Here is a 17,708-nt window from a genome sequence, read left to right on the forward strand (position 1 = left end):
TCAACGCTTGTGCCGGTCGAGGGCCTTGGAAGCATGCTCCGCGTTTGGTCCTGTGTGCGGGGTGGTGGTGAAGGCTGCAATATCCTTGGCGATCCGCTCAGGATATTCACCGTTGATCGCGTGGGATGCGTCCTCGTACACACGGACAGTGCCTTTGGAGAGCCCGCGTTTCGCCGTCCGGGCGGCGGTCGGCGCGTCGTGCATCACGGACCGCCCCGCGATGAGGGCAAGCACAGGTAGATCCAGCGTGGCCAGGCGGTCCTCGCTGATGCGCCCCGGCTGGGGCAACTTCAGCGTGTAGTGCTTCATGCCTGCTTCGATCATGTGGGCCACCGGGACGTCCTCCACCGGTGCTCCTCCGGCGGTGTAGGAGTTGAAACTGTCACGCCAGGATTTCGGCAGCCAGGGCAGTGAGGCCGGCAGGGAGTGGGCGATGGTCTCCCACGGCATGTCGTCGAAGACGTAGACGGGGTCGATCAACGTCAGAGTCTCGATGTGGGCAGGCTCGCGGAGGGCGAGGTTGGCGGCGGTCCAGCCGCCGATGGACAGGCCCACGAGGTGGAAAGACTTCTCGGGAAGTGACGCGAGGGTCTGGTGCAGCCATGCCGCCTGGTCCCCGTCGCCGGTGATGGGCCGGTCCTGGATACTCATGCCCGGTTCACCGAGCAGGTCGAGGGCGTAGACGTCACCGATCGCAAGAAGACAGGGCAGGTTGTCCGCCCACACCGGCGTCGCGGAGGCCCGCCCGGGCAGCAGCACCAGCGGAACACCGGTGTCCGCCTTCCCGGCGAATCTGTAGACGCGCACCAGGCCGTAGTCGGTCCGGATGTCGAGCGTCGCCGCAGGCTCTGGAAGATCGCGCCAAGCCGCTTCGTAGGTCGAACGAAACCGGTCCTGGCCCTCGGCGTTGTCCCAGTGCCCCACCGGGGAGGGGGAGCGCCGAGCGAGGGTGAAGGCGACCGCGACACGCCACCGCCGCCGACGGGGCTTCGTCGCGTCCCGCGCGGCTGTATCGGGCCGGGAGGGCGAGGCTGTTTGCGCCTCCGGTTCGGCGCTGGGGCTCTTCTTGTCTTCGTCGGCGATCGTGTCCGCCATGGCAGCACCTTCTTTACCATCGGTCGATATTTTGACCGTAGGGTAGAATTCCTTGTATGGCAACGAGAGACCGCCCTGAGGGGCACCGCCTGACGTTGACGGAGCAGGCGCGCAGAGCCCAGCTGATCGCGGTCACGATCGAGCAGGTGGCAGCGAAGGGATACGCGGGCACCACGCTGGTCGGCATCGCGCAAGCGGCCGGTATCACGAAGCCGGCGATCTTCTACCACTTCGAGTCCAAGGACTCCCTGGTCGACGCCGCATACGGTCACGTCACCACCGCCATGACCGGCCGGGTCGCGGCAGAGATCGAGGCAGCCGACCCCTCCGAAGGGCCAGCCGTCTACGCACTGGCGATGATCAGACACTTCCACGAGCACCCGCAGCACGCCCGCATGATCGTGGAAGCAGCCAACCGGGGAGGCTTCGATTACGAGCCCGAGACCAGGTGGGGTCCACTCGCTCAGCTCATCGACGCCGCGGCGCAGGCCCGCGGTGGCGTGAAGGTCGAGGCCCGGACACTCGCCATCATCATGGGCGGCGCGATCGACGCCATCGTCGCCGAAGGACTCCATGATCCGAGTTTCTCCACGATGCGTGCCGCCACCGAACTCGGCGCCCTGATCGACCCCGCCCTGACCCCCGGGGAGGAGCCGCGCCTCTGACCGGACGGCCTCCGGACCTAACGAGTCCGTGCACGGTTAGCGTTGAGACGTCGCAGTGCCAGGCGGAGTCGTGGTGCTCACGTCTGCCAAGCCGGGATCCGGTCTGCGGTCTGTTGCTGGGACAGTAGGCCGGCGATGGCTTGGATGGTGTCGTCCATGTGCTCGCGGCGGCCGAGGTGGCGGGCCAGCGCCCGCCAGTTCTTCAGGTGGGCGATGCCGTGTTCGGCCCGGATGCGGCGTGAGGAGCGCGTTTTGCGCTGGCGCTCGTGCATTTCCTCGTACCAGTCCGGGGCGTTCTTCTTGAACTTGCGGTGCGGGGGCGTCACGACGCGTCCGCCGGTCTGTGCGCCGAGGCCTTGGTAGCCGGCATGGCGAGGATCTCGACCGCTGGACCGTCGGTCAGGAGCTTGACCAGCCCTAACTCCCGGGCGTGGGTCATGTCCGCGCAGCTTCCGGGCCTGGTCGGGCTGCAGAACAGCAGCCGCCCGTCCCCGTCGGTGAACACCATGGTCTTCACGGTGTTCTGCTTGTTCTTGCCGGGGATGAACTTGTCCCGGTCTTTGCGGCCGACGGCAGGGCGGCGGACACGGATCTCGGTGCCGTCGATGATGCCGGTCTTCCCGGCCTGGCCGAGATGGTCAACGACCTCGGCCAGCGTTCGCAGCCGCACGGCGGGGCTGACCGTGCATCCCCGCTCCGCGAGCAGGGGCCGCACCTCGCCGATGGCGCGGGTGACGGTCGAGCGGTCCACGTCGAACCAGCAGGCCAGCACGTCATGAGTAACCCCGGGGCGAAGGTGCACGAGCGTGGCCAGGAGCCGGTCGACGAAAACCATGCGGTGCTTCGCACCAGCGCCGACCGCACGCTTCCGCGGCCTGGACGCAAGCCTGGCCTGATGACGTTCATGCCACAACGGCCCCACCTCCGAAACGAGTTCAGCGATCACAGCGGCCGACAAGCCCGTGATCCTCCGGTCGCTGATGATCGCTGTGCGCGTCACGTTCCCCACCACGCAGCCATGATCGCCGATCCAGCGCTCGACGTCCCACCGCTAACCGTGCACGAGCTCGTTAGTACTGCAACGGCGTTTGGCGTGACTGGTGGCCAGGTTGGTCGTTGGGCTGGTTATGGGTGGGGTACTTGGTGATGTGAGGGTGTGGGCGGCGGGTCTCGGTGAGGTGCATGAACGATTCGTGCACCGGTTTGCCCGGTCGGAGCCGCGGGAGTCGGCGCTGGCGTATATAGGGGGCTCATAGCGCCGTTGGAGCGGAAGAACGGCTGGACGCTCGCGGAGGAGGCTGGGCATGGGAGCCCTGACCGGATGCACCGGCTGCTGAACCGATGTGACTGGGACGCCGATGAGGTCCTGGACGACGTGCGTGACTATGTGGTCGAGCAACTGGGTGACCCCGGTGGGGTGCTGATCGTGGACGACACGGGCTTCCTAAGAAGGGGGTCCGCTCGGCCGGGGCCCAGCGTCAATACTCGGGAACAGCGGGACGGACAGAGAACTGCCAGGTGGGCGTCTTCCTCGCCTATGCCGGCGAACGCGGCCGCACGTTGATCGACCGGCGTCTGTATCTGCCCACATCATGGACCGATGACCGGCAACGCTGCCGGGCCGCGGGCATCGAGGACGCGGTCGCCTTCGAGACGAAGGTGGCCATCGCCAAGACGATGGTCCGCCGGGCGATCACGGAGAAGATCCCGTTCCGGTGGGTGACGGCGGACGCCGCCTACGGTTTCAGCAAGGGCTGGCGGACCGAGCTCGAGCGGGCTGACGTCTTCCACGTCATGGCCACCACCCGGCACGACACGGTCGTGACCCGCTGGGCCATGGATCATCCCGTCCATGACCTGTTTCCCGGGCTGCCGAGGCAGAAGTGGAAGCGTCGTTCCTGCGGCAACGGAGCCCACGGGCCACGCGTCTACGACTGGGCCAGGGTCGAGGTCCGGCCCTGGCACCGTGAGAACCGCCGGCACTGGGTCATCGCCCGCCGCAGCGTGAGCCGACCCGATCAGATCTCGTACTACATCGCCTACTGCCCAGCCGACACAACCCTCGACGAGCTGATCCATGTCGCGGGCAGTCGGTGGGCGGTCGAGGAATGCTTCCAGACCGCGAAGCAGGAGTGCGGCCTGGATGACTACCAGGTCCGCCGCTATCCCGGCTGGCACCGCCACATCACCCTGGCCATGGCAGCCCATGCCTGCCTCACCGTCCTGCGGGCCCGCGCGCTCGACACGGAGAAAGCAGAAACGGATCCTCCCAGCTCATCGCCCTGACCCTCCCCGAGATCCGGCGACTGACCACCCGCCTGGCCCGGCCCCGCGCGAACCTCATCGACCATGTCCTGCACTGGTCACACTGGCGCCGCCGACGACAGTTCCAAGCCCGGATCAGCCACTACAAACGACGCGGCCACACACCACCAGAAACTGCCCACACATCAGAACAAAGACCGGCGCAGTTACTAGGACGTGCTCGTGCTGTACGCGCTCCAGCCCGGCCCGCAGAGCCGTCCCGCTCTGGCGGCTCCCCGGCCGACGTCAGGTTCTGGTGCATCCGGGGCATCGCAGGTCGTGGCTTTGTTCACGACTTGCGGTTCTGGCTCAACTTCCGTGATTGGTGACAACCCGTCACGGCTACTGGACGAGCAGGGAGCGTGGTGCTTGCCGGTGGTGGGTGCCATGATCGGCTGTGGCTGGCTGAAAAGTGCAGAGATGGGAGGGCGAGTGGAGAGTTTCACCGTCGAGCCGCTTCGGGTGGTCGACTTCGTGGAGCACGTGCGGCGCCGCCCGGCGAGGTATTTCCTGGTCGATCAGGACAGCCCCGAGCTTCCCACCGAGGTTCTTCGGGCGGTGGCCTGGGATGCTCTTCACCGTCGCGACGGCAGGCATGGACAGATCAGTGTCGAGATCGGATCTGATCTCAGCTTCACGGTGGAGAGCGTTCAGCGCCCCAGCGCCGATGAACGGGAGAGGCCTCTTCCGGGATTCTTCGGTTCCCTGCTCGACATGTTCGACATGCAGCGTTGGGCTCCCTCCGCAGCTGCGGCACTCAGCGTCCGCACGGTCATCGAGGTGTGGCTGGATGGCCACGGCTATCGCCAGGAGCTGGACGGGATGGACCCGACCGGCCTCAGGGAAGAGTTCATAGCGCCGAAACCGGTCGGGACCCGGACCACATTCCACCTCGATCCTTCATTCTGCGGTCGGGGCGAGGCCATCGCCTGGGCGCTGCGGCCCGAAGAACTGCACGGCGAAGCGTGCAAGGAACATCCTTCACCCACGACGTTCCCGATCTACGATCTCCGATCGGAGACTGAGGAGTCACTCAGCGAGTAGGACTCGTTTTCGCAGAAGGTCGAAGCCGGCGCGGCCGAACATCTGGCGCTTGAGCATCTTGATGCGGTTGACGTGTCCTTCGACCACGCCTGAGTTCCAGGGCAGGGTCAGACCGGCGATGACCGCGTCGCGGTCGCGGTCGATGCCTGCGGCGAGGGTGTGGAGGCTGGGCAGGTCGTCCTGGCGGACGACGTCGAGCCACTCGGGGAGTCGTTCGCCCTGGCGCTCGGTGAGCATCCGGGCGAAGGACCGGACGTGCCCGGTGAGGGCGTCAAGTTCGGGGCAGTTGGCCAGCACGGCCTTGAGCCGGAGCTGCTCGACTTCCGTGAGTGTTTCCGGGCGGCTGAGAATCCATCTGGCCACCTGGCGGGGTGCCGGGGGTTGCGCGGTGACCGGCTGGGGTGAGGTGCGCTTTTTCCTGATGTAGGCGCTGACGATGCCGTAGCTGCCCTTGTAACCGAGAGGGGCGATTTCCTCCCAGAGTTTCCAGGCGTTGGTGCAGCCCTCGCTCCAGCGTTCGTCGAGGTAGGGCTTGTACTCGTCCAGCGCGGAGGCTCGGCTGAACTGGTACTGACCGTTGAAGAGGTCTTCCGGCCTGACGGCATCGGCAAGGCTTTTGACGGTGCGGTGCGTCATGTGGAGTTGGCGGCCGATCGAGCGGCGGCTGTGGCCGGCTTCCAGCATTGCGTGAACCGTGGCGTGTCGGGCCCGGATGCGGTTGGAGAACCGGTCGCTCTTCCAGGGCGAGGCCGGGTCCACCATGGAGGGTGCGGGCTCGTCGGATCCCTCTTGGACCGGTTCAGGGGCCAGGGCGCGCAAGCACTGGCGGTGGCGGGCAACAGCTCGCTCGGCGGCCTCGCTGAGGTTGTGCCACAGATGCCACCGGTCAGCGACCTGAATCGCTTGGGGTGCCCCTGTCGAAGCGCCTTCGGCGAAGAACGGAGCACGGTCCCGGCAGATCACCTCGATGCCCGGTCGCCTCGACAGCCACTTGGCCAGGCTGGACGCCTCCCGATCAGGCAGCAGGTCCACCGGCCGTCGGGTCTCGCAGTCGACCAGCACGGTGCCGTAGACGCGGCCCTTGCGTGTGGCGTACTCGTCGACGCCGACCACCCGCGGGGCCGGCACGTCCGGCTCGGGCAGCATATCGACCAGCCGCAGCACCGTACTGCGGCTGACAGAGACCCCGAAGACGCCCGCCATCCGGGCGCCGCCCCGGCCTGCGAGGGCGAGGCCAACCATGGCCGGGGTCGATCGCAGACGTTCGGTCCACCTGCTGTACCTCCTGGTCAGCCCCGGCATCTGCTCGACGAATGTCCGCCGTCCGCATACAGCGTCCAGACAGAAGAACCTGCGGACTCGCAGGCATAGAACCACCCGTCGTCCCGCGCTGGGTACATCGGCGGGAACCGCAGGTAGGAGCTGTGTATTCGGCTTGAAGAGCACCCGCAACTCGGACACACCGCCTCGGCCGTCGTACTGCGGGCCTCGACACGTACCGCCTCGTCGTTCACGTCCACTGACAGCACCGTCACGTCCGCGACCGACGGGAACAACAGCCCCTCCAGCCGGAGCAATGTCTCTTCCACGACCCCGAACTGTCGGCCATCCCAAGATCGGCACTGATCATTTTCAGGCAACTTTCCAAAGGCCGCCGCAGACGTCAGCCATCACTCAACGTATGCGCTTCACGGAAAGCGAGCCAGAACCCGACTTGCGACAGCAGTGGTTCACCCTCTCGGGAGGCAGGCGGATCGGCCCCGAGGCCATGTGCATGAGAACGGGAGGCACCATGTCGTCCGGCCTCCTTTGGGTCGCCCCGCTCCGTCCGTGCCTCCGTTCACGGCCCTTCCTCCAGCCGTTGGATCGTCCTCCAGCGCGGGGCGTCGTCATCAGGGACGTCCGGGGACGCGAAGTGGAAGGGCACGCGAAGGTGGTCGGCGAGCGCCCGGCCGGCCTCGGCGGCGACAACACCAGGAGGAGGGCCGTTGGATCGGTGGTAGACAGTCGCCAGGTGGCCCTCCCCATCCGGGGCGTTCAGCACCGCGACCAGGAGCACGAACCAGTCGTGTACTGTATCGCCGTCCCAGAGCGCCTCCACCGCCGTCACACGGCCTGGGAGAGCCGCGGCGCGGGCTGCGAGCGAGGGGAGATCCAGCGGATCAGGCGGCGTGCGCTGCACACGGTCGCCCAGAGCCTCGTATCGCGCGTGGACCACCCGCTCGGCTTCGTGCAGGCCAACCCCCAGCGGGCGCAGCGCCTCCCAGACGGACCTGACCGCCGACAGTCGGCGGTCGCGCAGCACGTCGGCATCGACCTCTCGGCGGGTCCGTTCCTCCAGGTAGACCCACCAGCCGCTCACCGGGCCACCAGCCGGGATCTCAGGGTGCACGTCATGGGTTCGAACGTACGCCAGGACTCGGTGCCCATCCCGGCCGCCCTCTTGGGTGGTGCTGTCGAATCTCGTGAACATTCCGCCTTGGTCTCGTAGGCTCCCGCCTCCCGATTCGTTGTCGAAGTGCTGTCCGAGCCCGTGGACAAAGCCACCTTGACGACGCTGATGTGCACGCCACCTCTGACAACTCCTACGCGAACGACCAGAGGGCGGACGTCTCCCTGGTCGCGGTGACGGCGCGCAGCGACCTGCAGAAGTCCGACCAGGACCCGGCCGACTGGATGCCGCCGTCCCCGGAGGCTCAGTGCCGGTATGTGGGGGAGTGGGTGTCGACCAAGTTCCGCTGGCAGCTCACCGCGGACGACCGTGAGTTCGAGGCGCTGAAGGTCTACGCCGACGGCCCGTGCGAAGACACCATCGTCCGCTACACGCCGGCCCCCTGCCGCCGCACGGCCGGGCCCGCATCTAATGGTGCAGCCCCCTGCCGTGCGGGTGCCGGGCAGCAGATCCCCGACGCGGCGCTGCGAGGTACGCCCCCTCCGGGAGGGCCAGAGGGCTCTCGCCCTTGCCCGGCTCCCGGCCATGGATGGCAGGTGCAAGTGTTCGCCCCGGCCTGGAGGAGGAGTAGGCGCTGATCGCGACGCGACACGGCGCCCGAACTGCCCGCCCGGGCCGCAGGGACTTGGCGCAGCGATCTGGCTGATCCCCGCACGTCGCGCCTTCGCCGTACGGGGACGATCGCCCCGGCGGGCGCGGCGCACGGATACGCACGACGCACGCGCGCGGGGCCGATGGACGACATACAAGAACTGCTGGCCGAGTACGGCCAGGTCTACAGTGACGAGCTGCCGGAGCAGGACCGCCACCGGCTCCTGGTCGATGTGGTGGCGGCGCTGATCCGGCGCACCGATCCTGACGCGACGCTGGTCTACCGTGCGTCCCACGAGCCGGCCGTGTACTTCGAACTCGACGGACGCGATTACGCGATCACCGTCACGACCGCGAAGGGGTTGGCGGTGGCGACCGCGGCCCACGACGCAGTGACTGCGCGAGGACGAGACCTCGCGCCGGGGGTGCGATAGGTCCTGGTCCACGCGAGGGACGCAGGCCAGCAACTCCCCGGAGACGCGAGTGCCGGCCTGCAGGGCGCAGGGGGGTGTGCCTCGATCGGGGCCATCTCAAGGCCACCGTCTGCGGCCTCGCCCCGCTCACCGACTTGATCCGCGCGGCCTTTTGGCCGCCACGACCACCGCACACCCCGCGGCACGAGCTCCTGATGCGCGAACCCCCGGAGCCTGCCCCGACGCTGACCCTGGCGCCCCGCCCAGCCGGGACGCAGAGCGTGCCGTCCCGGAGGCCGACCGGCGCCGACCTCAGTGTCGTCCCGGCCTGTGACTCCTGGCCCGTGCGGCCGGCTTGGTGATCAGCGCGCGCTCGGCGGCCTCCCAGGCCATCCCGGACGGGGAGGCCCGGCGACGCACCGGGCGGCAAGCCCTGGGCACGCCGTTCCGCCCCAGGCCAGTGCCCGGCCGGGTGCTGCTCCGCATCAGTTCGTGGAGGGACGGCACGAGTGCGCCCGGTCGCCCGGGCATGAGTCGGCCGGTCGCACCGAGTGGCGGGCTGCCGCAGAACTACGTCTTTGGTACCGGTCCGCCCGGGTCCGTGGTCCGATTCGCCGTGCTCCGGCGGCGGCTAGCGTCACACCATGCGTATAGGACTGATCGGCACCGGAAACGTCGCCCGCGCACTGGGCCACGGTTGGAATACCGCGGGACACGACGTCCTCCTCGGTTCACGCCGGCCTGAGGACCGGGCAGACGTAGGCCTCCCCGTGGCAGGGCTGAGCGAGACAGCCGCCCATGCGGAGGCCTTGGTCAACGCCACGCCAGGTGACGTCTCCGTGGAACTGCTGCGCACCATCGGGGCTACGGCGCTCGCCGGCACCCTCCTGATCGATGTCGGGGTCGGCCTCTCCGACGACTTCAGTGAGCTCTCGCACCCCAACAGCAGCTTGGGTGAACAGATCCAGGAGGCCTTCCCCCTGACCCCCGTCGTCAAGACGCTCTGCACCATGGACTCCACCGTGATGACCGCCCCGGACAGTCTCGACGGACCGAGCACCGTCTTCCTTTCCGGCGACGACGCCGAGGCCAAACGGACCTCGGGCCGGCTGCTCACCGACCTCGGCTGGCCTGCGTCGTCCCAGCTCGACATCGGCGGCATCACCACCGCACGGGGACAGGAGCACTTCGCCCTGCTCTTCATGGGCATCGCGGGCGGTCTGGGGGCCCACACGTTCAACATCAACGTCGTCACCCGCCCATCTGCCTCGTAGGGCTCTGTCAGCCAGGGCCCCGGCGGCGACCCCGAGGGGACGACGACGGCCGGCTGCGGGCCGGGTTCCCCCGGTCACTGGCCGCGGGGTCCCGCCGTACGGGCTCTTCGCCGGGGAGGCACCACACTGCGGGTGCACGGCACCCGCAGCCTCCCCGACGCGGTGTCGGAGCGGGCCCGGCGGGGAGCACGTCGCGGGCGGTGCCTCTGTTGTGCACGCGGCTCCCGGGAAATGACTGCATGACCGATGAGCCGCCCTGTTGGATGGGCTCCATGGTGTCTGCCGACCGACTGCTGGCCTTCGCGGCCATGTCGCTCCTTCTGATCGTGGTACCCGGTCCCAGTGTGCTGTTCGTGATCGGGCGGGCCCTGTCCCAGGGCCGCCGTGCCGCGTTGGCCACGGTGGCGGGGAACGCGCTGGGGGCCCTGGTACTCGTCGTGGCCGTGGCTCTCGGGGTGGGGGCCGTTGTGGAGCGGTCAGTCCTCGTCTTCACCGTGCTGAAGCTCGTGGGCGCTGCGTACCTGGTCCGTCTCGGAGTCAAGGCGGTGCGACAGCGTGGATCGTTGCATGCCGAGTTGACAGGTGATCGTCCTGCGCCGGGTGACCTGCGCACGTTCTGGGAGGGGTTCGCGGTCGGTGTGGCCAATCCCAAGACCATCGTGTTCTTCGCCGCCGTGCTGCCTCAGTTCGTCGACCGTGGGCAGGGCCATGTGATGCTTCAGATGCTGGTGCTCGGTTTGGTCTTCAACGTCATCCCGGTGGCTTCCGACAGCGTGTGGGGTTGGCCGCGGCGACCGCGCGGGGCTGGTTCACCGGCTCACCGCGGCGGCTCGCCGTGGTCGGCGGCGCCGGTGGGCTCACCATGATCGGCCTCGGCGTGACCGTTGCCGCGACAGGTCGCAAGGAATAGAGTCCGCCCGCGGATCACGGACGGAACCACAGGCGGATCACTACGCCGTTGACGGTGCCGACGCAGGCGCGCTTGTCGTACCTCCTGGCCACGGCCCGGCAGTTCTTGAGCCCATCGGCCGTCCGCTCGACTTCTTTCCCGCGCCCGTACGTCCAGCGTGGGGCGTCACCGAGAGCGGTGGAACGCCCGTCACGCTGTCGCGGACGCGTGTCTGGTCAGCTCGGTGCGGCAGGCCGGGCCCATGGGGTGGATGCGCCACGAGTCCGCGAGCTGACCTGCGTCCTCCTCCCCTTCCTTCGGGTCAGGAGTCGAGTGCCTTGCGGAACGAACCACCGCGGCGCAGGGCTTTTTCGATGGTTTCCAGGGAGCGGCCCCGGGTTTCCGGAACCTTCGCCACGACGAAGACGATGCAGGCGACGTTCATCAGTGCGTAGATCATGAAGGTCCCGGACTGGCCGATGGCTCTGATCGCCGTCAGTGCGCTGAGGGCGATGACCAGATCGAAGCCCCACAGGGTGACCGTGGCCAGACTGGTCGCCGGGCCCCGGATCGCGAGTGGCAGGACCTCCGGCCCGATGAGCCAGACCACGGCCTGCATGCCGATGCCGTTGCAGAGGATGTAGCCGAACAGCGCGATGATCACTGTCCACCGCTGTGCCGACGAGTCGACCGGACCGATGAAGGCGAGGGCGAGGACGGCCATGGCGACAGCCGATCCGGGCAGGAACCAGAGCATCGTGCGCCGACGGCCCACACGGTCCACCGCCACCGCTCCGACGACGCCCGCGATCACGAGCATCACGCCGATTCCGATCCCCGTCACCAGCGCGGCCGAGTCCCCGAAGCCCGCGTCCACGAGGATGGTGGGGGCGTAGTAGACGATCGCGTTGATCCCGGTGAGCTGAGAGAAGGCGGCGATACCGACAGCGACCAGCAGGGCCGGCCGCACCCAGCGCCGGCCCAGGTCCCGCCAGTGTCCGGATGCCGCACCGTCGGCGGCCGTTTCGGTGATGTCCGTAATCTCCTGATGGACGTCGAATCCCTTCGGCCTGAGCCGGGTCAGGACAGCCACGGCCTGGTCGGTCCTGCCGCGTCCGATGAGCCACCGGGGGCTCTCGGGCAGGAACACCATGCCGATGCCCAGGGCTGCGGCCGGTACGACGGCCAGGGCGAACATCGTGCGCCAGCCGCCGCTGTCCGCCAGGGCCCAGCCGCACAAATAGGCGATGAGCTGCCCGATGGCGACCATCAGCTGGAACAGCACCATGAGACGACCGCGGATCCGGGCCGGGGCGAGTTCAGCGATGTACACCGGCACCATGCTCGATGCGCCGCCAACGGCCAGCCCCAGGACGAAGCGGGCGGCGATGAGGCTGTACACGCCGGGTGCCGCGGCGGCGGCCCCCGCACCTAGGGCGAAGACCACCGCGACCGCGATGACGACCTTGCGCCGCCCGTGCCGCGCGGCCAGCCGCCCCGACACGAGTGCACCGGCCATGGCTCCGAGCAGGATGACGCTGACGATCACCTCCTGCTCACGGGAGGTCAGGCCCAGGTCTTCCCTCAGGTGCAGCAGTGCGCCGGAGATGATGCCGGTGTCGTAGCCGAACAGCAGTCCGCCCAGGGCGGAGACGGCCGAGACGGCGTAGACCGCGGCAGGGACGCGTGGGGTGGGCTCGCCGTTCCCGGCCGGCGCGGGGTTGCGTTCCCGCCGCGCTGTCAGCTCAGGCATCGCCCATGACCAGACCCTCGATGGTGTGCTTCTGGGTGATGGGCACCAGCTCGTCGACGACTGGACAGTCCAGGTGGCGCCGGACGCGCTCGGGCAGCGTCTCCCAGTAGGCGCGGGTTACGGCGGTGTCATGCCTCTCGCCGTTGGTGGCTTCCGGACCGTCCACACCCAGGATCAGCACGGGCCGGGACTTCGCGGAGTCGTTCTTCGTGCCGCGGTGGATGGTGAGGGCGCTCCGCGCCGAGATGTCGCCGCGCCGCGGGTACTTGCGCACAGCGCGTTCCTCGTAACGCGGGTAGTGGGACCGGGGCGGGAACATGCCGTGTCCGAACTCGGGGCTGTCGTCCCACTGGGTTCCCGGCGCGATCTCGAAGGGGCCCATGTCCTCCTCCGTGTCGACGGCGGTGACGTTGAAGGCCAGGGAGGTGAGCCGCCGCTCGGCACGGGTCTCCTCGGGGAGGGGGAAGTCCCGGTGCCACGGCTGGTTGACGGCGCCTTCGAGCGGCACATCGAAGCCGAGCTCCACGATGCGGTAGCCGGGGCCGAGCACCGCCTCGCAGACCGAGCGCACCCAGGGGTGGTCGACGAGTTCGACGAAGCCGCGCAGCTGCTCGGGGTGGATCTCCACGTAGTAGCGGTGCGGACCGCGACCGACGCTCCCGCCGGGCCGCTTCAGCGCTTCCTGGAAGGCGGCCTCGATGTCCTCACGCAGCCGGTCGGCCCACTCCTGGCTGAACGCGCCCTTACGGGCGGTGATGCCGAGCGAGTAGAGGGCTTCGACCTCGGCGGTCACGTCCACGTCGAGATCGGCCGGGGAGATTCCGGGGTGCGCGTGCGGGCTCATGCGTGCCTCCTTGCAGCAGACTGTCCGTGCCATGTTGCAACGATGAATGCAACGTGGCAATACCTGGGCCCGAGAAACTTGATCCCTGCTCGCAGCGGCATGTCAGGATGTCCTGGTGAGCAGCAGCCTGAAAGACGTAGCCGCCCGCGCCGGGGTTTCGGCACGCACCGTGTCGAACGTGGTCAGCGGTTCCGCGCGGGTCGCCGCGGACACCCGCCGGCGGGTGCAGGAAGCGATCGACGAACTGGGATACCGGCCGAACCTCGCCGCGCGCAGCCTGCGGGCCGGTCGCACCGGCATCATCGGGCTGGCCATCCCGGAGCTGCACTCCCCCTATTTCGCGGAGCTCGCGGGCCTGGTCGTGGAGGAGGCGAGGAAACGCTCGTGGACAGTGATCATCGACCAGACGCTGGGCGACGCCGAGGCGGAACGCCGGTTGCTGACCGGAAGCGGCGGACGCGTGATGGACGGATTGATCATCAGTCCGTGGGCACTGACCGCTCAGGAACTGGCGTCCGCAGCGAGGTCGCTGCCTATCGTCCTGCTCGGCGAGCGCAGTCCCCAGGGCTTCGCCGACCGCGTGGCCGTCGACAACGTGAGCGCGGCGGATGAGGCCACCACTCACCTGCTGACACTGGGGCGCCGCCGTGTTGCGGCCATCGGCCTGCAGCCACACCTGCACAACGGTACGTCCGACCTTCGCGCCGAGGGCTATCGCAGGGCGCTGCGACGGGCCGGCCTCACGCCCCGGCCGGAGTGGGAACGCATCGTGGACACGCTGCACCGCAAGGACGGCGCCCTCGCTCTCGCGGACCTGCTCGACAGCGGCGGCGAGATCCCGGACGCCGTGTTCGCCTTCAGCGACGAACTCGCCCTGGGCGTGATGCACATGGCGCACCAGCGAGGTGTACGGCTCCCGGAGGACCTCTTGGTGGTCGGGTTCGACGACATCGAGGACGGCCAGTACGGCAACCCGACGCTGACCACGGTCTCCCCCGACAAACGGCAAATCGCTCAGCTCGCCCTCCAGTGCCTCGCGGACCGGATCTACAGTCCCGACAACAAGGTCCCTCCGTCGGACCTCACAGCCCCGCACCGCTTGGTGATACGCGCGAGCACGACCCAGCGGCCCGGCCCTTCCGGCCCGGAACGCGCGGTCGGCCCCGCCGCGTAGGGCGCCTGTGCCGGTCGGCGTCACCTGACCTCACCGCACGCCGACCGGACCGGCAGATAGGGATCGGCGCACGGGACCGGGTGCGCTCCACTTCCCCTTGCGTACGGTCTGGACGTCGGCACCATGCCGGCACCTCTAATAGCCCGCCGCGCTTTGCGGTCGCCGTCGGCTGCGCATGCGTTGCGGGCGTCGGTGACAGCCCGCGCCATCAGTCAGGTACCGCACTGCAGGCATCATCGCCCGCCCGCCCGCCCGCCCGCTCCGCGGACGCGGGGTGTCGGTTCTTCGGGTCCCGCTACGACGGTTTCATCGCGGGCCGGGACTTGCTGCCCGCTCATTACCTCTTCACGGACGCGTACGCGGGTTCTCCCTCATCCGGGTCTCCCGGCTCGCCGAAGAGCTTGATGTCCCACCACAGCACCTTCTCCTGGAGCCAGTGAAACCCCGCGGCCAGCTCCCAGGGTTCGGAGCTGGTGGTGAACCTGACTTCCGCATGGTGAGCGCCCTTTCCTCTACGGCCCTTGAGCGTGAGCCACTGCTGGGACTCATGGTCGAACTCCAGATGGCCGTGCACGAAGCGATGCCGACGCTCGAACTGCTCCCTGCACCGCTCAAGGACCTCGAGCAGCGCCTCACGCGAGGTGGAAGGAACGCGGTCTTCCTTCATGGCCTTCAGGCTCTCGATGCACCGCTTGGCGAAGAACGAGCCCGTTCCCCCGGCCTCGTAGGCGTAGGCCCGGGGCGCACCCGTAAGGTGCACCAGAAGGCCGTGGAGCGTGTACTCCAGGAGCGCCGCCTTGCGCACGAGGAGGCCGACTCCCATCGTGAGCTCCGCCTCTTCCTCGTCCATGCCAGCCGCCAGCCCACGGGACCGGGGGAGTGAACGCTGGAACGCTGGGTGCTTCCTCGGGGTCGGGCTGGGACGGGAGCGACTCGGGCATGCGTGCCTCCATGGTGCTGATTCGCCTGTGAGACCCGTGCGACCCGCTGAAGGTTGCACCACAGAGGCCACGCTGGCCGGTGACGTGCTGGTCGATGCCGCCGAGAGCTGGCGTTGCGCTGGCCCGGACAGGCAGTGCACCCAGGGGCTGCTGGTCCAGTGCAGTTGCTTCAAGCACCCGCCCGCTTCACAGGGCTCCTCTGCGTCTCGGCACCGCAGCCGCAGGCGCCCACCGCCATCGCCCGCAGCTGCAGTCCCGCAATAGACTGCCCCGCCCCACGCCGACCGGAGGTCATCTCAGTGTTATCCGCACGTGTACTCGCCGCAGCCCCGTTGTTTCTGGCTGTTCTCGCCCTGTCCGGCTGTTCTTCCTGGGTCTGCACCGATACGACGGCGGAGCGCGGTGAGGCCGGTGTCAGGGTGCAGGTCGTGGACACGGATGGGCAGCCTCTTGGCGTCACCGCTGCGGTCGTTGACTGGAGCCTTGAGCCCCACCCGCAGGTGCCCTCCGAAGGTGACCAGGTCCACTTCCGCTTCCGCTTCGACGGCGCCGATGAATATTCGGACCCCGCGGTGGACGCCTGCGCGGTCGACAAGGAGCGCGTGACGTTAGGGTGTCAGACGGTTTCCTCGTCCCAGGCCTTCGGGCGCTGGCTTGCCGTCGAGCACCCTCAGCAGGTTGACGCAGTGCTGTTGATCCCCAATGACCAGTCCCATAACCGACGCACCTGCGAATCGGACATCAAGGACGGTGGCGGGATGCATCCTCCGGAACCACCCAGCAGGGGGGACCAGCTGTAGGGAGGTCAAGGCAGTTGAGCGCGAGTCACAGATGTGCCGGCGCCCTAGGGTTTGCGCTGTTGGTGCGGTGAAGGCGGCGCGGTGCTGCGCTGGCCTCACGGACTGCGGCGGCCCGATGGGCGCCGCAGCGACCAGACACCCGTACGGGGGCCCGCAACATCCCCCCACATCCCCGGCAACATCCCCCCAACATCCCGCGCGCACGATGACGCCCGACGCCCGCACAACCCCAGGTCAGGCCCCGGATTTCCCGTGGTGAGTGCTTAGACGGGGCGTGGTCTCGGGGAAGCGGGCGGCGCTGCGCTGGCCCTTCTCACCGGCCCGTCGCGCTGCTCCGGCCCGTCGCGCTGCTCACGAGAACCGGTTCTGGCTCAACTTCTGTGGTTCGGAGAGCGAGTGCCTCCTCCAGGAGCCTGCTCCAGCGGCTTGCCCTGCGAAACGCCGGACACGGTTCCGTCCGGGAACCGGCGTGACCGCTCACATCACAGAAGTTGAGCCAGAACCCACTCTGGTGAACAAAGCCACTTGTTGTCACCTACAGGCCGTAAGTGCGCACAGGTGAGGCTTTGGGAGCAACGCTTCGCCGCACTGCCCGGCATGAACTTCCGCCTGCGGGCCTGAGGTGAGTCCGGGCCGTGTGGAACCGGGCGCTCGGCGCCCTACGTCATTCCGTACATGCTGATCGTCCTGGGGATATTCTTCGCTGTCGCGCCCGCCGTCGCCTGGATGACGATCGCCCGCACCCGCCCTGTCGGCTTCGCGATCGGCGGCACGCTGCTCGCCGGAGCCGGTTTGCTGATCAGTGTCCAGCAGGGCTGGGTCCACGCCCCCAGACCCGACGCCCATCTCCTGTTCACGGCCCTGGCGCCTCTGCTCATCGCCTGCGGTGTGGGACTGGAAGGCCGGCACAAGAACTCCCCTCCCCTGGAATGGATTCCCCGCCGCAACGGAGCGATCGGCTTCCTGGGGATGCAGTTTGCCCTCACCCTCGTAGTCGGTCTCCTGTATGCGCTGATGATCGGCGAAGGCTCGGACGCCCCGCCGTCCAAGGCCCTCCCCTCACTGCCGCCAGGCATCAGCATGGTCGACGAAGGCACCAGCTGCGGTTCCGGCGGCTGCTGGCGCGCCGCAACGGTCATCAGCGGGAATGGCCTGTCCCGCCCGGAGATCATCCGCGAATTGGGCCTCCAGCAGGAGAGCTGCCGCTCCAGCGGCTGGCTGCTCGACTGGCGTGACGTGTGCGTCGGAGCCCGGGACAATGGCGCGAACGTCACCATCTATGCCACCTGGGGATACTGAGAGGCCGTTTCCGGTCGATCATGGTGGTCCGGAACGAGGATTTGTGACAAGCCCTGTGCCTTAGAAGTCATCTCGTTTGGCGAGTCTCCGGTAGCAGATGAGGGTGCAGGCGATGCTGGTGAACGCGAGGAAGTGGTCGGCTTTGCGTTCGTAGCGTCGGTGGAGGCGGC

General features: G+C 68.3%; 14 protein-coding genes and 4 pseudogenes. 10 read left to right on the forward strand and 8 right to left on the reverse strand.

The features are described from left to right. Positions 1-1,158 carry an alpha/beta fold hydrolase gene (locus ACZ32T_RS35760; RefSeq protein ID WP_467371628.1) on the reverse strand — a complete coding sequence of 386 codons (1,158 nt, stop codon included), beginning with the start codon at positions 1,156-1,158 and terminating at the stop codon, positions 1-3. On the opposite strand from ACZ32T_RS35760, the gene ACZ32T_RS35765 reads away from it, so the two are divergent. Continuing rightward, positions 1,152-1,760 (forward strand): TetR/AcrR family transcriptional regulator, encoded by a 609-nt coding sequence (locus tag ACZ32T_RS35765; RefSeq protein WP_467371630.1) that lies wholly within the window; start codon positions 1,152-1,154, stop codon positions 1,758-1,760. The two genes, ACZ32T_RS35760 and ACZ32T_RS35765, sit on opposite strands and share 7 nt — an antisense overlap. Before the next feature lie 77 nt (positions 1,761-1,837). Here ACZ32T_RS35765 and ACZ32T_RS35770 read toward each other — a convergent pair whose 3' ends face one another. Next, positions 1,838-2,086: a transposase gene (locus tag ACZ32T_RS35770; RefSeq protein ID WP_467371632.1), complete on the reverse strand. Its 249-nt coding sequence runs from the start codon at positions 2,084-2,086 to the stop codon at positions 1,838-1,840. Next, positions 2,083-2,595 (reverse strand): transposase, encoded by a 513-nt coding sequence (locus ACZ32T_RS35775; protein ID WP_467371634.1) that lies wholly within the window; start codon positions 2,593-2,595, stop codon positions 2,083-2,085. The genes ACZ32T_RS35770 and ACZ32T_RS35775 overlap by 4 nt, the downstream gene beginning before the upstream one ends. Positions 2,596-2,887: 292 nt before the next feature. On the opposite strand from ACZ32T_RS35775, the pseudogene ACZ32T_RS35780 reads away from it, so the two are divergent. Both ACZ32T_RS35780 and ACZ32T_RS35785 read left to right on the forward strand, forming a co-directional pair. After that, positions 2,888-4,046: pseudogene (locus ACZ32T_RS35780) on the forward strand (IS701 family transposase). A gap of 336 nt (positions 4,047-4,382) precedes the next feature. After that, the gene (locus ACZ32T_RS35785; RefSeq protein WP_467371636.1) at positions 4,383-5,108 is read left to right on the forward strand and encodes a hypothetical protein; all 726 of its coding nucleotides are present in this window, start codon (positions 4,383-4,385) and stop codon (positions 5,106-5,108) included. On the opposite strand, the pseudogene ACZ32T_RS35790 reads toward ACZ32T_RS35785, so the two are convergent. After that, a pseudogene (locus ACZ32T_RS35790) lies at positions 5,094-6,697 on the reverse strand (ISL3 family transposase). The gene ACZ32T_RS35785 and the pseudogene ACZ32T_RS35790 sit on opposite strands and share 15 nt — an antisense overlap. A 251-nt stretch (positions 6,698-6,948) precedes the next feature. Continuing rightward, on the reverse strand, positions 6,949-7,470 hold the full coding sequence (locus ACZ32T_RS35795; protein ID WP_467271892.1) for a hypothetical protein: 522 nt from the start codon (positions 7,468-7,470) through the stop codon (positions 6,949-6,951). A 221-nt stretch (positions 7,471-7,691) separates the two neighbouring features. On the opposite strand from ACZ32T_RS35795, the pseudogene ACZ32T_RS35800 reads away from it, so the two are divergent. The 4 genes and pseudogenes from ACZ32T_RS35800 to ACZ32T_RS35815 all read left to right on the forward strand — a co-directional run. Next, positions 7,692-7,940: pseudogene (locus ACZ32T_RS35800) on the forward strand (HNH endonuclease); the annotation flags it as partial. A 354-nt stretch (positions 7,941-8,294) separates the two neighbouring features. Beyond that, positions 8,295-8,585 (forward strand): hypothetical protein, encoded by a 291-nt coding sequence (locus tag ACZ32T_RS35805; RefSeq protein ID WP_467271890.1) that lies wholly within the window; start codon positions 8,295-8,297, stop codon positions 8,583-8,585. A gap of 623 nt (positions 8,586-9,208) precedes the next feature. Next, positions 9,209-9,838 carry an NADPH-dependent F420 reductase gene (locus ACZ32T_RS35810; protein ID WP_467271888.1) on the forward strand — a complete coding sequence of 210 codons (630 nt, stop codon included), beginning with the start codon at positions 9,209-9,211 and terminating at the stop codon, positions 9,836-9,838. Between the two features lie 272 nt (positions 9,839-10,110). After that, positions 10,111-10,748: pseudogene (locus ACZ32T_RS35815) on the forward strand (LysE family translocator). A 301-nt stretch (positions 10,749-11,049) separates the two neighbouring features. Here the strand turns inward: ACZ32T_RS35815 and ACZ32T_RS35820 are convergent. Further along, complete coding sequence (locus ACZ32T_RS35820; protein WP_467371638.1) at positions 11,050-12,480, reverse strand: sugar porter family MFS transporter; 1,431 nt, start codon at positions 12,478-12,480, stop codon at positions 11,050-11,052. After that, the gene (locus ACZ32T_RS35825) at positions 12,473-13,324 is read right to left on the reverse strand and encodes a phytanoyl-CoA dioxygenase family protein (protein ID WP_467371640.1); all 852 of its coding nucleotides are present in this window, start codon (positions 13,322-13,324) and stop codon (positions 12,473-12,475) included. Before ACZ32T_RS35825 ends, ACZ32T_RS35820 begins: the two co-directional genes overlap by 8 nt. A gap of 115 nt (positions 13,325-13,439) precedes the next feature. Between ACZ32T_RS35825 and ACZ32T_RS35830 the strand changes: the two genes are divergently transcribed. Then, positions 13,440-14,498, forward strand: a complete 1,059-nt coding sequence (locus ACZ32T_RS35830; protein WP_467271882.1) for a LacI family DNA-binding transcriptional regulator — start codon at positions 13,440-13,442, stop codon at positions 14,496-14,498. Positions 14,499-14,835: 337 nt separating this feature from the next. Here the strand turns inward: ACZ32T_RS35830 and ACZ32T_RS35835 are convergent, their stop codons facing one another. Next, positions 14,836-15,348 (reverse strand): hypothetical protein, encoded by a 513-nt coding sequence (locus ACZ32T_RS35835; protein WP_467371641.1) that lies wholly within the window; start codon positions 15,346-15,348, stop codon positions 14,836-14,838. Positions 15,349-15,738: 390 nt separating this feature from the next. Between ACZ32T_RS35835 and ACZ32T_RS35840 the strand changes: the two genes are divergently transcribed. Together ACZ32T_RS35840 and ACZ32T_RS35845 are read left to right on the forward strand one after the other, a co-directional pair. Beyond that, entirely contained in the window at positions 15,739-16,239 is a 501-nt protein-coding gene (locus tag ACZ32T_RS35840; RefSeq protein ID WP_467271878.1) for a hypothetical protein, read from the forward strand. A 675-nt stretch (positions 16,240-16,914) separates the two neighbouring features. Beyond that, the gene (locus ACZ32T_RS35845; protein WP_467271876.1) at positions 16,915-17,538 is read left to right on the forward strand and encodes a hypothetical protein; all 624 of its coding nucleotides are present in this window, start codon (positions 16,915-16,917) and stop codon (positions 17,536-17,538) included. The last annotated feature ends 170 nt before the right edge of the window (positions 17,539-17,708 follow it).

This window comes from Streptomyces sp. NPDC023573 (assembly GCF_055559735.1).

Excerpts from the sequence above, each read along its gene's own strand:
- ACZ32T_RS35775 (WP_467371634.1), bottom strand. The coding sequence starts at position 2,595 with ATGGTTTTCGTCGACCGGCTCCTGGCCACGCTCGTGCACCTTCGCCCC.
- ACZ32T_RS35845 (WP_467271876.1), top strand. The coding sequence starts at position 16,915 with ATGCTGATCGTCCTGGGGATATTCTTCGCTGTCGCGCCCGCCGTCGCC.
- ACZ32T_RS35825 (WP_467371640.1), bottom strand. The coding sequence starts at position 13,324 with ATGAGCCCGCACGCGCACCCCGGAATCTCCCCGGCCGATCTCGACGTG.
- ACZ32T_RS35810 (WP_467271888.1), top strand. The coding sequence starts at position 9,209 with ATGCGTATAGGACTGATCGGCACCGGAAACGTCGCCCGCGCACTGGGC.
- ACZ32T_RS35805 (WP_467271890.1), top strand. The coding sequence starts at position 8,295 with ATGGACGACATACAAGAACTGCTGGCCGAGTACGGCCAGGTCTACAGT.
- ACZ32T_RS35820 (WP_467371638.1), bottom strand. The coding sequence starts at position 12,480 with ATGCCTGAGCTGACAGCGCGGCGGGAACGCAACCCCGCGCCGGCCGGG.
- ACZ32T_RS35765 (WP_467371630.1), top strand. The coding sequence starts at position 1,152 with ATGGCAACGAGAGACCGCCCTGAGGGGCACCGCCTGACGTTGACGGAG.
- ACZ32T_RS35835 (WP_467371641.1), bottom strand. The coding sequence starts at position 15,348 with ATGGACGAGGAAGAGGCGGAGCTCACGATGGGAGTCGGCCTCCTCGTG.